This is a genomic window from Gammaproteobacteria bacterium (assembly GCA_016705365.1).
Taxonomy (GTDB): Bacteria; Pseudomonadota; Gammaproteobacteria; order Pseudomonadales; family UBA5518; genus UBA5518.
The window spans coordinates 74271-87064 of sequence record JADIYI010000009.1; the positions used below are offsets into that span (position 1 = coordinate 74271).

The window sequence follows — 12794 nt, forward strand, 5'->3', positions numbered from 1 at the left end:
GTGTAACCCCGCGCAAAGCGCCCTCGCCAATCCCGCCCGGTGGCGGCATCCCATGTGCACGCCTATACTCCTGAGCACTGCCCAGTCCGGCACGGGAGGTTTTGCTCATGTCCCTGCTAAAAGTCCGTAACACGCGTGGCGTTGGCTGCCGGCTGCTGCTGTTCGTGGCCGCGCTGTGCGCAACCACGATGGCGCAGGCACTCAGCATCGGTGAAGTCAATCTGCACTCGATGCTCGGCGAGCCATTGCGCGCGAGCGTGGCGCTCGGCAATCTCGGATCGCTGTCACGGGATGAATTGATCGTCGGGCGTGCCCCGGATTCGGATTACCGTGACCTCGGGGTCGAACAAGCCGTGAACGCGGCACCGGTACGCTACGAACTGGTGGTCGACACCAAGGGCAATGCGAGCGTCGAACTGAGCACCGAGCGAGTCATCAACGAGCCTCTTGTCGAACTGGTACTGGAAGTACGCTGGCCCAGCGGGCGTGCCATCAGGCAATTCACCCTGCTGCTGGATCTTCCCACCCGTTGAGCTTCGTCGTCGGGCCCAGGGCCGCGCATGGCGCGGGCATGGGGGCGGCGGCGCGAATCACAGCGGTTCCTCGACCATCGCGATGAATCCAGCCGGACACTCGCGCGCACACAAGCCGCACCCCTTGCAGTAATCGTAATCGAACACATAGTGCGATCCGTCACCGGCGACGCGCGCGGTCTTTATCACCGCATTGTCCGGACACAGGTTCCAGCAGTTGTCGCAGGCCAGGCAATTACCACAGGAAAAGCAACGGGCGGCTTCGTGGCGGGCCGCGCTGGCATCCAGGCCGGATTCGATTTCCGCGTGATCACTGCGCTCGCTCACCGCCAGCGATGAGGCACGCCGGGCCGGCGCACTCTCGAAATAGGCGAGGTTGAGCTCCGCGAACGGCAGCTCCCGGCGTGGCGACCGCGCCACCGGCGCGCTGCCATCCAGCAATTGGTGGATTTCCCGCGCCGCACGCCGGCCGTCGCCGATCGCAGCCGCCACCGTGCCACGATCGCCACGCGCATCGCCACCCGCGAAAACACGCTCGTTGCCGGCGAAGCTCCCGCGTTCGTTCACCCGGAGAAAACCGGAAGCGTCCACCAGGGCGCCGAGCCCCGCCGGGTCGACCTGCTCGCCGATGCACGGAATGACCATGTCCGCCTGCAGAATGCGCTCGGTCCCTCGAATGCCACCCGCGCCTTGCGACCGTCCGCGCGTGCCAGTTTGCGCAGGCTGACCATCTCGACCCCCACCACCCGCGAACCGCGCAGCAACAAGCGCTGCAACGTGGCATGCGGATGCAACACGATGCCCTCCTCGATTCCCTCGACCAGTTCGCGCGGCACCACGTTCAGCACATCATCGGCTGCCGTTTCCGGACCGGGCAAGCCGGAAGCAGTCACGAGGTGCACTTCTTCGGCTCCATGACGCTTCATGACCCGTGCGATGTCCATCGCGGTATTGCCGCCCCCGTGGACCACCACCCGCCGCGCCGCCGGGACCTCGCCCACATCTATCCATTCCTTGAGCAGATCGAGCCCGTCGCGACACGCCGCCGGCACCACGCCCTGCACGTCCCATGGCCTGGAGCGCTGGCAGCCCGGTGCCAGGAATACCGCCGCATGGTCCTGCACCAGTTCGTCAAGGCTGATATGGCGGCCGAGCGTCTGACGCGTGCGCAACTCGATACCCAGCGCAAGGATCCGTTCGAGTTCCGCATCGAGAACCGCACGCGGCAAGCGGGTCATGGGGATCGCGGAGCGCATCAGCCCGCCGGCTTCCGGCAAGGCATCGAATATCACCGCTGCCAGGCCCCGGCGGCGCAGATGATAGGCAGCCGCAATGCCGGCCGGACCCGCGCCGACGATCGCCACCCGCGGCGCATCCGCTGCCAATACCGCGATTCCGGGGTACTCCCATCCTGCCGCCAATGCGGCATCGCCCAGGTGGCGCTCGAGGTTGTGAATACCGATGGACTCGTCGTAGTGGCCGCGGTTACAGCGACTCTCGCAGGGATGCGGGCAGACCCGGCCGGTGATGGCCGGCATCGGGTTGACGCGCACCAGTTCGCACCAGGCGCCGTGATCGTCGCCATTCTGCATGCCTGCGATCCATGCCTGGGGATCCTCGCCGGCCGGACAGGCGACATGACAGGGCGCCGCCGCGTGCACATGCACCGGCCGCTCCTCGCGCCAGCTTCCGGTCCTGTAGCCGAGCGAGGTTCCGGGTTCGGCCCAGGCGCCGCGGCTCATTTTTTTCACGTCCGAGTTGGCGTCGCGGGCGCTCACGACACCACCCCGCCACGGCATACCGTATCCGCGCCATCGGCATCCGCGGGGTCCGCCTGTTCGGCGGCGAGACCGTAGATGGCAATGTTGTGGTCGGCCAGCGCCTGCAGGTGCTCACGCTCCTCGAGTGCGCGCGGATCGTCGCCGAACAGATGCCGGAAACGCGTCTGCAGGGCGAGGTAATCGCTGACCGGGCGCGGCGTGCGCAACGGCATGACACCGGTTACGGCACCGCGCTCGAGCTCGATCAGCGGAAACAGGCCGCTCTGCACCGCCAAGCGCCCGACCTCCACCGTCAATGAGGCGGCGTGCCCCCATCCCAGCGGACACGGGGAATGCACCAGCAGAAAGGTCGGCCCTCGATCGCCATCGCGCGTCGCACCTTGCGCTGCAGATCGCGCGGATAGGCCACCGAGGCGCTGGCGGCATAAGGTATGTGGTGTGCACCGATGATCGAGAGCAGGTCTTTCTTGAGGTGACGCTTGCCCATGCGTTCACGCCCGGGCGGCGACGTGGTGGTGCGCGCCGCATGTGGCGTGGAGCTCGAGCGCTGCACGCCGGTGTTCATGTAGGCTTCGTTGTCATAACAGACGTAGAGCACGTCGTGCTGGCGTTCGAGCATGCCCGAGAGCGCCTGGAAACCGATGTCGAAGGTGCCGCCATCGCCGCCGAAAGCCAGCACCTTGGTGGATTTTCCCTGGTGTTTCAGCGCCGCTTCCATACCGGCGGCAATCGCCGCTGCATTCTCGAACAGCGAATGCATCCACGGCATGCGCCAGGCCGACTGCGGCCACGGCGTGGTGAACACCTCCAGGCAGCCGGTGGCATTGGCAATCATCACGTCGTGCCCGGCCGCTTCCGTAACCAGCCGCGCGGCCAGCGCCTCGCCGCAACCCTGACAGGCACGGTGACCGGACTCTAGCCCCTGGTAACGCGGCTGCGCGGCGCGGATATCGATGCGCTCGTGCCGCGCCTGCGCATCGCCATCATCGGCCAGCGGCCGATCGAATTTCGCCCGCAGTTCGGCAATTCGCGCACGCGCCTGCTGGTCCATCTCAACGGTCCTCCGGCGGCAGCTTTTCGGGTTGCAGGTCGAAGATGCCGAACGTGGGCAATTTTCCCGCGCGAGCGGCCTCGACCAGGCGCGCCAGCATTTCCGGCGGCACATCGCGCCCACCCAGACCGACCGCGACATTGTGCACCCGCGGCGCGTCGTCGACGCCTGCGAATACCGCGCGCACCTCGGTGCCGATAATTCCACCCATGCCCGGCGACAGCGCCCGCTCGACCACGATCAGCTCACTCACACCACGGCAGGCCTTGCGCAACGCCGCGACCGGAAACGGCCGGAAGCAGCGCAGCCGCAACAACTTGACCGGCGCGGCGGGCGGACACTGATCGAGCGCCTCCGCAAAGGTCCCGCCGACCGAACCGATGGTCAGTACCGCGATCCCGGCATCGCGCCTGCCGACCTGCTCGATGAGCCCACCGGCGCTGCGGCCCACTGCTTTCTTCCACTCCCGGTCCGCCTGTTCCACGACCGCGAGCGCGCGTTCGAGCGCGACGTGCTGCGCATGGCGTGTTTCGCTGTAGTACTCCGGTGCGACGAAGGTGCCGAGAGTGCGCGGTTGCGCGCTGTCCAGCATGCGCGCGAAGTGATACGGAGGCAGGTAGTCGTCGACTTCGGCCTGGGTGGGCAAGTCGACGATTTCCATGGTGTGGGTGAGCGTAAAGCCGTCCATGCACACCATGACCGGCAACTCGGTCTGCTCGGCGATGCGGAATGCCTGCACGGTGCTGTCGACGGCCTGCTGATTGTCCACGCAGTAGAGCTGGATCCAGCCCGCATCGCGCACTGCCATCGAATCCTGCTGATCGTTCCAGATCGACAGCGGCGCGCCAACCGCACGATTGGCACAGCTGAGAACCAGCGGAATGCGCAGCCCGGCGATGTTGTAGAGTACCTCGGCCATCAGCAGGATGCCCTGCGAGGAGCTGGCCGTGTAGGCCCGCGAGCCGGCGGCCGCCGCTCCCAGCACCACCGAGGCCGCCGAGAACTCGCTCTCCACGCTGATCAGCTCCGCATCCAGTTCGCCGTCGGCGACCAGTGCGGAAATATGCTCCACGATGTGGGTCTGCGGCGTGATCGGATAGGCCGCGATCACCCCGGGGCGGCACAACGCCACGGTGCGTGCTACTGCCTGCGAACCCTCAAGCGCCCGACGCACGTGCCTGCTCCTTCCATAAACCCGCCTCGACCCCTGCCGCCGCACTGCTGGCCAGGGCAAGATTCTGTTCCAGCACGCTGCTCCTGAACCGCGCCGCAAGCGCCTCCTCCAGCGCCCGCGCGGGCAGCAACCCGGTAAGTCGGTTGAAAGCGGCAAGCAATGCGACATTCGGCAGGCGCCGCCCGAGATGCTGCTCGGCCAACTGGCTGGCCGCGAGCGTGACAACCTCGAGTCCGTGACGGGCGCGGACCTCCCGTGCGCTCAACGGCGTATTCAGCAGGATACCGCCACCGGGGCACAGCCCGGCAACGAGTTCGGGCTCGTGCAGCAGGGTTGCATCCTGCACGATCAGGAACGCCGGCGACTTCACCGCATCGCGTCGTTTGATCGGCCGTCTGGCGATACGCACGAACGCCGTGACCGGCGCACCGCGGCGCTCGGCACCAAAAGCCGGAAACGCCTGACAATGGCGCCGCGCGCGGCATGCCGCATCGGCCAGCAGGTAGGCGGCAACCACATTGCCCTGCCCGCCGCGGCCGTGAATGCGTATCTCCAGCATCGAACTGCACCTGCCAGAATCCATCCGAGCGGGTATCGTCGGCGAGTGCAGCCGCTCGCGCATTGATGGAAATCATGTCCTGCACCGATCGTGGAGCCGCTGGCACTGGGGACCCAAACTGCCTAAGATGGCCGCTGCGCCCTCATCATTCGACTTCGCCATGCCGATCAGTGCAATCCAGGACATCATCGACGACATTCGCCTCGGCCGGATGGTGATCCTGATGGACGACGAGGATCGCGAGAACGAAGGCGATCTGATCATCGCCGCGGAGGCCGTAACCGCGGAGCACATCACCTTTTTTGCCTCCCATGCCTGCGGCCTGATCTGTCTGCCGATCACCGAGGAGCGCGCACGACGGCTGGCACTGCCGCTGATGGTGCAAAAGAACCAGTCGCAGCACGAGACCAATTTCACCGTCTCCATCGACGCCGCGGTATTGCCCGCCGCCGGCATCACCTCCGCGGGCCGCGCGGCCACCGTACGGGCCGCGATCGCGCGTGATGCGGTGCCCACCGACATCGTGCAGCCCGGCCACATCTTTCCGCTGGTCGCGAAACCCGGCGGGGTACTGACGCGCGCCGGACACACCGAGGCCGGATGTGATCTGGCACGGCTCGCCGGTTTCGAATCGGCGGCACTGATCGTGGAGATCGTCAACGAGGACGGCACGATGGCACGTCGGCCCCAGCTCGAGGAATTTGCCGCGCGCCACGAACTGCGCATCGGCACCATCGCCGACCTGATCGCCTACCGCGCCCTGCACGACCAGACTGTGGCCCGAAAACATGAAAGGGAAATCGACACCGCCTTCGGACGTTTTCGCCTGATCAGCTATCGCGACCTGATCGATGGCACGCTGCATTTCTCGCTGGTCAAGGGCGAGATCGATCCGGTCGAACCGACCCTGGTGCGCGTGCATGTGCTGAACTTGCTGCGCGACATCTTCCAGACCGAGCGCCCCGGCATGGCGCGCAGCTGGTCACTGAACGATGCGATGCGCCGTATAGAGCGTGAGGGAAGCGGCGTCGTGGTGCTGGTGACGCGAAGCGAATCACCCGAGGACCTGGCAGCGCAGATCGAGATATTTCCGGATGTACCGCAAGCGCGCGGCACGCCGAGCGAGAAGGGACATCACTTCTGGCGCGTAAACGGCACCGGCTCGCAGATACTGAAGGATCTCGGCGTGCACCACATGCGCCTGCTCAGCTCGCCCACCCGCTTCAGCGCCATCTCGGGATTCAACCTCGAAATCACCGAGTTCATCGAAAACACCCGCGAGCGGCAATCGCCTGCCGGTTCCTGTTAGATGATGGTCGTGCTTCAACTACGTTGGTATCTTTCGAGGACGAATCGATGAGAGCGGCAGTACTGGAATCCGTCGGCAAACCGATCGTGGTGCACCATGACGTGGAGATCATCGCGCCGCGTGCCGGAGAGGTACGCGTGCGCGTGCATTACTGTGGTTTGTGTCATTCCGACTACAGCGTGGTGAGCGGCGCTTTCCCGGCCGCGGGTCCGATCATACTGGGGCACGAGGCCTCCGGGATCATCGATTCGGTGGGTGCCGGCGTTACTCATCTCGCGCCGGGCGATCCGGTCGTCCTCAGTCCCTTGCCGCCCTGCGGATCATGCTATTTCTGCCTGCGCAACCAGCACAGCCTGTGCGTGAACGGCATGGGTCTTGCGACTTCCGCTTTGCCCGACGGCCAAACCGGCCTGTCACGCGGCGGCCAAGCCATCCTGCGCGGCGTCGGTCTCGGTGCGCTGGCCGAGTACGTGATCACACCTGCCGCCGGTGCCATCAAGGTGGATGCCGATGTGCCGCTCGATATCGCCTGCGTGATCGGCTGCGCGGTGCAAACCGGCGTCGGCGCGGTACTGAATACCGCGAATGTCGAAGCAGGAGCCACCGTGCTGATACAGGGCCTGGGCGGCGTCGGGCTTGCGACCGTGCAGGGCGCGCGCATTGCCGGTGCCTCGCTGGTAGTCGCCTCCGATCCGATCGCCGCACGGCGCGAGGCGGCGCACGCCTTCGGCGCGACCCATACCATTGACCCGCTTGCCCAGGATCTGGGTACCGAGATCATGCGTCTGACCGCGAACATCGGGGTCGATTACGCGTTCGAGACCGCGGGACGCGCCGCGCTGATAGAGAGCTGCCTGGCGCTGACCCGCTCGGGAGGCACGACCGTGTGCGTAGGCGCACCACCGTTGGAGGAGAATGTCACGATCAACAACGTGGTAATCTTCGCCTCGACCGAAAAAAAGCTGTGCGGGTGTCTGCTCGGGAGTTGCAACTCCCCGCGCGATATTCCGCGTCTGGTCGCGCTGTGGCGAAGCGGACAACTCGATCTCGGGAGCATGGTGACATCGCGCCGCCCGCTGGCAGAGATCAACGAGGGCTTCGCGGATCTCGCGGCGGGCCGGGGCATACGCACGGTGATCTCGATCTAGCCAACGGTCAGGACAGCCGGAGGGCGTGATGACGACTGCGCACGCGCTGGTGGCAGATATCCGCGAACTGGTCAGCCTGCCCGAAGCCTATCTGCATATCCAGGGTCTGATGCGCGATCCGCACAGCTCGGTCGAGGATTTCACGCGCGCCGTGCAGAATGATCCTGGCCTCGTCGCGCGCGTGCTGCAGGTGGCCAACAGCGCCTTCTTCGGGCTGAGCCGCAAGGTTGAAACCATCTCGCTGGCAATCAACCTGATGGGCATATCGCGGCTCCACGACCTGGTGCTTGCCACCTCGGTGATCAGCACCTTCAACGGTTTGCGGGTGACCGAGATGGATATGACGAGGTTCTGGCGGCGCAGTATCCATACCGGTATCCTGGCACGAATGCTGGCCGAGGAGTGCGGTATCTTCGACAGCGAACGGCTGTTCGTCAGCGGACTGCTGCACGATATCGGGCACCTGGTGATGTATCTGCGCATACCCCAGCAAGCGCTCGCCGCGATGGTCCAGTCACGGGAGCAGTCGCGCCCGTTGCGGGCCATCGAAAAGGAACTGCTCGGCTTCGATTACTGCGAAGTCGGCGCCGCACTGATGCAGGCGTGGCGGTTCCCGGAAAGCCTGCAGGAAATCTGCCGTCTGCATGCCGACCCCGGGAGTGCGCGCCAGTTTCCGCGCGAAACCGCGCTCGTGAACCTCGCGCAACACGTGGTGGCAAGCGGCGATGCGCAAGCTCACAGCCTGCCTTTCGTGGCACCCCTCGACGCGATTGCGCTGCAGCTTGCCGGCCTCGGTCCCCAAGCGTTGGCACAGGTGAGCGCCGCCTCGCAGGCACCACTGGCCGAAACCCTGGAGTTGCTGCTTCCGCGGCGTGCGGCCTGAGAGCCTCTCAGAGGAGGAGATGGGGCGCGAAAACCAGCGCGCCGATCAGCGCCGCGGCGAGCGAGGCCAGCAGCACCGCCGCCGCGGCAATGTCCTTGGCGTGCTTGATCAGCGCATGATGGTCCGGTACCGCGGCATCGGCCAGGAACTCGATCGCGGTATTGAGCGATTCCGCCATCCACACCAGTCCGATCGCACCCACCAGCAAGGCCCAGTCACGCCCGGGCAGCGCAAAATGGATTCCGGCGCCAACCACCACCAGCGTCGCGACGGCATGTATCCAGGCGTTGGGCTGGGTGCGGATCATCACCCACAGCCCCGCGAAGGCATACCTGAAACTTGCAATCCGTCCGCGCACCATCGCGCCGCTACTCCGTGAAATTTCCATCGGACGTCATGGTAGCTGCGTGCTCCAGGACCAGCAATCGCGCCTCGCGCCGGGCGGCAGGAAGCTCGGACAGGACGCGGGCGGCGGCATGGAACGAGGACAGATCGCGCTGGTGCTCGAGCAGCAATTGCTCGAAGGCGCCCACCCAGCGCTGGTAATTCGCGAGACTGGCCAGGCGCGCGTTGTTGAGCGGAGCACGCATCCAGGCATCGAAGCGCTCAGGTGCCGGCCAGCTTGCGCTTGCCCGCGCATACTCGGTGCGCAGATCTTCCAGTACACTCGCCTTGCGCTCGCGCATCAGCGGCGCCGCGAGCGGCTGTCGATACAGCAGTTCGAGCCGCTCGCGCGTCGCCGCCAGCAGTGCGGAGAACTGCGCTTCGGTCTGCTGCTCGCGCAGGTATTGCGCATACGCGGTGTCGTCGCCTTCCTGCGCCAGCCAGCGGCGCACACCCTCGCGTTCCACGACGCGGGCAAAACTCTCGGAGAACTCGGTATCGCCGCTTGCGTACAGCACCTGGTGGGCCAGCTCGTGGAATACCAGTGCCGCCAGGGCAGGCTCGTCACGATCGATCCAGGTATCGAGCACCGGATCCGCGAACCAGCCAAGCGTCGAGTAGGCGGTCACCCCGTAAACATGGGTATCGAAACCGCGCCGGGCCATTTTCGCGGCAAAGCGCTCGGCGCGCGCACGTTCGAAATAGCCGCGGTAATTCACGCAACCGGCAACCGGAAAGCACCAGCTGGTCGCGGTTACCGAGAACTCGCCGCTCGCCACCACGTTCCACACCACGAAATCGCGACCAGTGGCGACAAAACTGTCGAAACCGCGCGTATTTTCCATTCCCAGCGACTGACGCGCGAATTCGCGCAACCCGTTCACCGTGCGCAGCCGTTCCCGCAGCGCGGAATCGGTTGAAGGATCAGCGAGCAGGCGCTCGAGCGGCTGACGCGCCGCGAAAAGTTGCGCCTGTCCCCACGCAGCCTGCCCCATGTAGGACATGCTTTCGCAACCCGGGAGCGCCATGGCAAACGCTGCCAGCAGCACACCTCGCCGACGCCACACGGATCAGAACACGGCGCAGACGGTACAGATCGCGTATTGCGAGCGCGGATCCTGCAAACGCCCGAGCAACGTCAGCGGCTCAGGCGGCAGGTACAGCATATGCGCACCGCTCAACGCCTTGCCCAACAACGTATCCGGTGACAGCGAAAGCCTCGCGAGCAACTGGCTGCTCCACGATGCCGGCTCCTCGATATAGCGGGTATCGTAACTGTCGAGCTTGGCCAGGCGCGCGGCCGCGGCCAGCGCCTGCTCCAGATTGCCCAACTGATCGACCAGCCCGTTGGCCTGTGCCTGGGTGCCGGTCCAGGCGCGCCCCTGCGCGACCTCCTCCACTTTTTCCGGGCTCATCTTGCGCCCGTCGGCCACGATATCGACGAACCGGCGGTAGGTATGCTCATTTGCCATCCGCAGTACCGCCTCGAGTTGCGGCGACAGCGGACGCGAGAGGTCCATCCCCCCGGCAATCGAGGTGGTACCCAGGCCGTCGTTGTTGATGCCGAGCTCGTTCAGTCCCCGTGCGATACTCGGAAATGCGCTCAGCACACCGATGGAGCCGGTGAGCGTGGTGGCGCTTGCCCAGATTTCATCGGCGGGCGCGGCAATCCAGTAGCCTCCCGATGCGGCGACACTGCCCATCGATGCCACCAGCGGCTTGCCGGTGGCCCGAAACTCGAGCAACGCCTCGCGGATGATCTCGGAGGCGAAGCCACTGCCACCGGGCGAGTCGATGCGCAGAACCAGCGCTTTCACGCTGTCATCCCTGGCCGCCTCGCGCACCAGGGCCGCCAGCGAATCCCCGCCCACATTGCCCGCGGGCTGCTTGCCGTCGAGAATCATCCCGCTCGCCACGATCACGCCAACGACCGCCTCGCCACGCTCGCCATCGAGTTCGAAGACCGGGCGCACGGCGCTCAGGTAATCGCGGAAATTCACCGCCGAGAAATGCCCCTCGTCGTCTTCTCCCACCATTTCCGCCAGCGTCGCGTCCATCTCGCCACGGGTCATCAGCGAATCCACGAAACCGTACTCCATGGCCGCAGCCCCTGCGTCGCCCCCGTGGCGCGCGAAGATGGCATCGATGCCGTTGGCGTAGTGATCGACCGCCTCGGCGGGCAGCTTGCGCCGTACGGTAACCACGCCGGTATAAGCGCTCCAGATCTCCTGCAGCAGGCTGCCGGTCGCTATCCGGTCGGCGTCCGACATATTGCCCCGTTCCATGAATTCGAAGGCTGATTTGAAAGTTCCCGAACGGAAAACGTGCAGGTCGATCTTCAGTTTTTCGAGTGCATCACCATAGTAATTGCGATAGGCCGCATAGCCGCTGAGATCGACCATGCCCATCGGATGCATCCAGATCTCGTCGGCTTGCGCGGCCAGCAGGTACTGGTCCTGCGAATAGGAATCGCCGATCGCGATGATCTTGCGCCCGGTGGAGCGGAAGGCCTCGAGCGCCGCGGCGATGTCGCGCGTCTTGGTGATACCCGCGCCTTTCAGGGCATCGGTGGCGAGCACGATCGCGCCGATCCGCTGGTCATCGCGCGCATGCACGATCGCATCGAGAATATCCTTGAGCAGCGTTTCGCGATCCTGACCCTCGGCACCGCCCAGCAGTTGCGCCAACGGGTCGACGATACTCAGTTGTTCCACCACGCGCCCCGAGGGGTCCACGACCAGCGCGGCGCGCTCGGGTATGCCGGCCCCGCGATCGGCCGAAAACATCACGATCGCGATCGCAATAAACAGCAGAAAGAACAGGTTTGCGAGGGATGTCCTCAACCAGGTCAGCAGCGCCCACAACCCACCGAAGAAGCGGCGGATCAGACTCTTGCGCTCTTGTGTCATGCGCGATTTTCTCCGTTCAGGAACTGCGACCGGCGATTTCCCGCTGGCGCCAGCGAGCATAGAACATCGCCGCATTGAAAAGAATCACGTTGCACAGCAGTTCGAGCCATTCCCTGGAATCCGCGGGTGTCCGGAACAACTCGTCGACCGTGAACATGAAGTATGCCAACAGCACAAAGCACAGCCACAGATAGGTCTTCCATGCCCCGCGCAACAAGCCCGGCAGGAAGACGATCAGCGGCCCGATCGAGATAACCCACCAGAAGGCACGCGATGCCGGCTCCAGGCGCACGATGCCGAACACCTCGATCGACAGCAGCAGGATCAGCATCGCGTAGCACCCGAGCGCAACACGTTGTGCAAGCAAGACCCTGCGGTGCAAGGAACCGGTGCTCATCGCGGCGCTCCGCGCGGCAACGCCAGCGCCAGGCGTGCGATGCGCCGACCGAGCGCCTGGCACAGCGCCGTCTCGTGCGCATCGACGGGGCGCGCCCCGTCGGCGCCCGCCCAGTGCGATGCACCGTAGGGCGTGCCTCCAGCGCCGGTCTGCATCAGGCCGGACTCGCTGTAGGGCAGCCCGCAGCACACCATGCCGTGATGCAACAGCGGCAGCATCATGCTGAGCAGCGTGCTCTCCTGCCCGCCGTGCAGGCTCGCGGTGGAGGTGAACACACCCGCCGGCCGATCGATCAGCGCGCCGCTCAGCCACAGGCTGGAAGTGCCATCGATAAAATATTTCAGCGCCGCGGCCATGTTGCCAAAACGCGTGGGGCTGCCGAGCACCAGGCCGGCCGCGTTACGCAGGTCGTCTTCCTCGCAGTACAATGCGCCCGCCTGCGGCATATCCGGCTCGCCCGGCTCGCACACGGTCGACACCGCCGGCACGGTACGCAAGCGTGCCCCGATGCCACGCACCGAATCGACCCCGATGCCGACCTGCTCAGCGAGACGCGCGGTGGCTCCGTGACGGCTGTAGTAGAGCACCAGCACGTAGGGGTCGGGGGTACTCATGGGAGCGCTGCGGGCATGACGTGTCCGGATCGGTCTGGTTAAATGCATCGAC

General features: G+C 65.5%; 11 protein-coding genes and 2 pseudogenes. 4 read left to right on the plus strand and 9 right to left on the minus strand.

Translation table 11 applies throughout. The features are described from left to right. Positions 1 to 107: 107 nt before the first annotated feature. Complete coding sequence (locus tag IPF49_18490) at positions 108 to 533, plus strand: hypothetical protein (GenBank protein ID MBK6289579.1); 426 nt, start codon at positions 108 to 110, stop codon at positions 531 to 533. 57 nt (positions 534 to 590) lie between these two features. Here the strand turns inward: IPF49_18490 and IPF49_18495 are convergent. The 4 genes and pseudogenes from IPF49_18495 to IPF49_18510 all read right to left on the minus strand — a co-directional run bounded on the left by IPF49_18495 (position 591) and on the right by IPF49_18510 (position 5098). Continuing rightward, a pseudogene (locus IPF49_18495) lies at positions 591 to 2284 on the minus strand (FAD-dependent oxidoreductase). A 23-nt stretch (positions 2285 to 2307) separates the two neighbouring features. Continuing rightward, positions 2308 to 3365: pseudogene (locus IPF49_18500) on the minus strand (pyruvate ferredoxin oxidoreductase). Between the two features lies 1 nt (position 3366). Further along, a complete protein-coding gene (gene porA, locus IPF49_18505) occupies positions 3367 to 4539 on the minus strand; it encodes a pyruvate ferredoxin oxidoreductase (protein ID MBK6289580.1) in 1173 nt (390 codons plus the stop codon). Further along, positions 4523 to 5098, minus strand: coding sequence for a 2-oxoacid:acceptor oxidoreductase family protein (locus tag IPF49_18510; GenBank protein MBK6289581.1), 576 nt, complete (start codon positions 5096 to 5098; stop codon positions 4523 to 4525). The genes porA and IPF49_18510 overlap by 17 nt, the downstream gene beginning before the upstream one ends. Before the next feature lie 160 nt (positions 5099 to 5258). Between IPF49_18510 and ribB the strand changes: the two genes are divergently transcribed. Genes ribB through IPF49_18525 form a run of 3 tightly spaced genes read left to right on the plus strand, consistent with a single transcriptional unit; the run spans position 5259 to position 8438 of the window. Then, positions 5259 to 6407: a 3,4-dihydroxy-2-butanone-4-phosphate synthase gene (gene ribB, locus IPF49_18515; GenBank protein MBK6289582.1), complete on the plus strand. Its 1149-nt coding sequence runs from the start codon at positions 5259 to 5261 to the stop codon at positions 6405 to 6407. A gap of 47 nt (positions 6408 to 6454) precedes the next feature. Continuing rightward, complete coding sequence (locus tag IPF49_18520; GenBank protein ID MBK6289583.1) at positions 6455 to 7555, plus strand: Zn-dependent alcohol dehydrogenase; 1101 nt, start codon at positions 6455 to 6457, stop codon at positions 7553 to 7555. 28 nt (positions 7556 to 7583) lie between these two features. Next, the gene (locus IPF49_18525) at positions 7584 to 8438 is read left to right on the plus strand and encodes an HDOD domain-containing protein (protein ID MBK6289584.1); all 855 of its coding nucleotides are present in this window, start codon (positions 7584 to 7586) and stop codon (positions 8436 to 8438) included. Positions 8439 to 8445: 7 nt separating this feature from the next. Here IPF49_18525 and IPF49_18530 read toward each other — a convergent pair whose 3' ends face one another. From IPF49_18530 to wrbA, 5 genes are read right to left on the minus strand one after another with little or no spacing between them, the layout of a single operon-like run. Continuing rightward, the gene (locus IPF49_18530; GenBank protein ID MBK6289585.1) at positions 8446 to 8799 is read right to left on the minus strand and encodes a diacylglycerol kinase family protein; all 354 of its coding nucleotides are present in this window, start codon (positions 8797 to 8799) and stop codon (positions 8446 to 8448) included. A gap of 7 nt (positions 8800 to 8806) precedes the next feature. Further along, entirely contained in the window at positions 8807 to 9889 is a 1083-nt protein-coding gene (locus tag IPF49_18535) for an aminopeptidase (GenBank protein MBK6289586.1), read from the minus strand. Positions 9890 to 9892: 3 nt separating this feature from the next. Beyond that, complete coding sequence (gene sppA, locus IPF49_18540) at positions 9893 to 11731, minus strand: signal peptide peptidase SppA (GenBank protein MBK6289587.1); 1839 nt, start codon at positions 11729 to 11731, stop codon at positions 9893 to 9895. 16 nt (positions 11732 to 11747) lie between these two features. Beyond that, on the minus strand, positions 11748 to 12128 hold the full coding sequence (locus IPF49_18545) for a DUF2069 domain-containing protein (protein ID MBK6289588.1): 381 nt from the start codon (positions 12126 to 12128) through the stop codon (positions 11748 to 11750). Continuing rightward, entirely contained in the window at positions 12125 to 12742 is a 618-nt protein-coding gene (gene wrbA, locus IPF49_18550; protein MBK6289589.1) for an NAD(P)H:quinone oxidoreductase, read from the minus strand. Before wrbA ends, IPF49_18545 begins: the two co-directional genes overlap by 4 nt. Positions 12743 to 12794 lie beyond the last annotated feature (52 nt).

What these genes read in the sequence shown, in the direction of transcription:
- IPF49_18490 (MBK6289579.1), top strand. Translation starts at nt 108, where the DNA reads ATGTCCCTGCTAAAAGTCCGTAACACGCGTGGCGTTGGCTGCCGGCTG.
- IPF49_18510 (MBK6289581.1), bottom strand. Translation starts at nt 5,098, where the DNA reads ATGCTGGAGATACGCATTCACGGCCGCGGCGGGCAGGGCAATGTGGTT.
- ribB (MBK6289582.1), top strand. Translation starts at nt 5,259, where the DNA reads ATGCCGATCAGTGCAATCCAGGACATCATCGACGACATTCGCCTCGGC.
- IPF49_18520 (MBK6289583.1), top strand. Translation starts at nt 6,455, where the DNA reads ATGAGAGCGGCAGTACTGGAATCCGTCGGCAAACCGATCGTGGTGCAC.
- IPF49_18525 (MBK6289584.1), top strand. Translation starts at nt 7,584, where the DNA reads ATGACGACTGCGCACGCGCTGGTGGCAGATATCCGCGAACTGGTCAGC.
- IPF49_18530 (MBK6289585.1), bottom strand. Translation starts at nt 8,799, where the DNA reads ATGGTGCGCGGACGGATTGCAAGTTTCAGGTATGCCTTCGCGGGGCTG.
- sppA (MBK6289587.1), bottom strand. Translation starts at nt 11,731, where the DNA reads ATGACACAAGAGCGCAAGAGTCTGATCCGCCGCTTCTTCGGTGGGTTG.
- IPF49_18545 (MBK6289588.1), bottom strand. Translation starts at nt 12,128, where the DNA reads ATGAGCACCGGTTCCTTGCACCGCAGGGTCTTGCTTGCACAACGTGTT.
- wrbA (MBK6289589.1), bottom strand. Translation starts at nt 12,742, where the DNA reads ATGAGTACCCCCGACCCCTACGTGCTGGTGCTCTACTACAGCCGTCAC.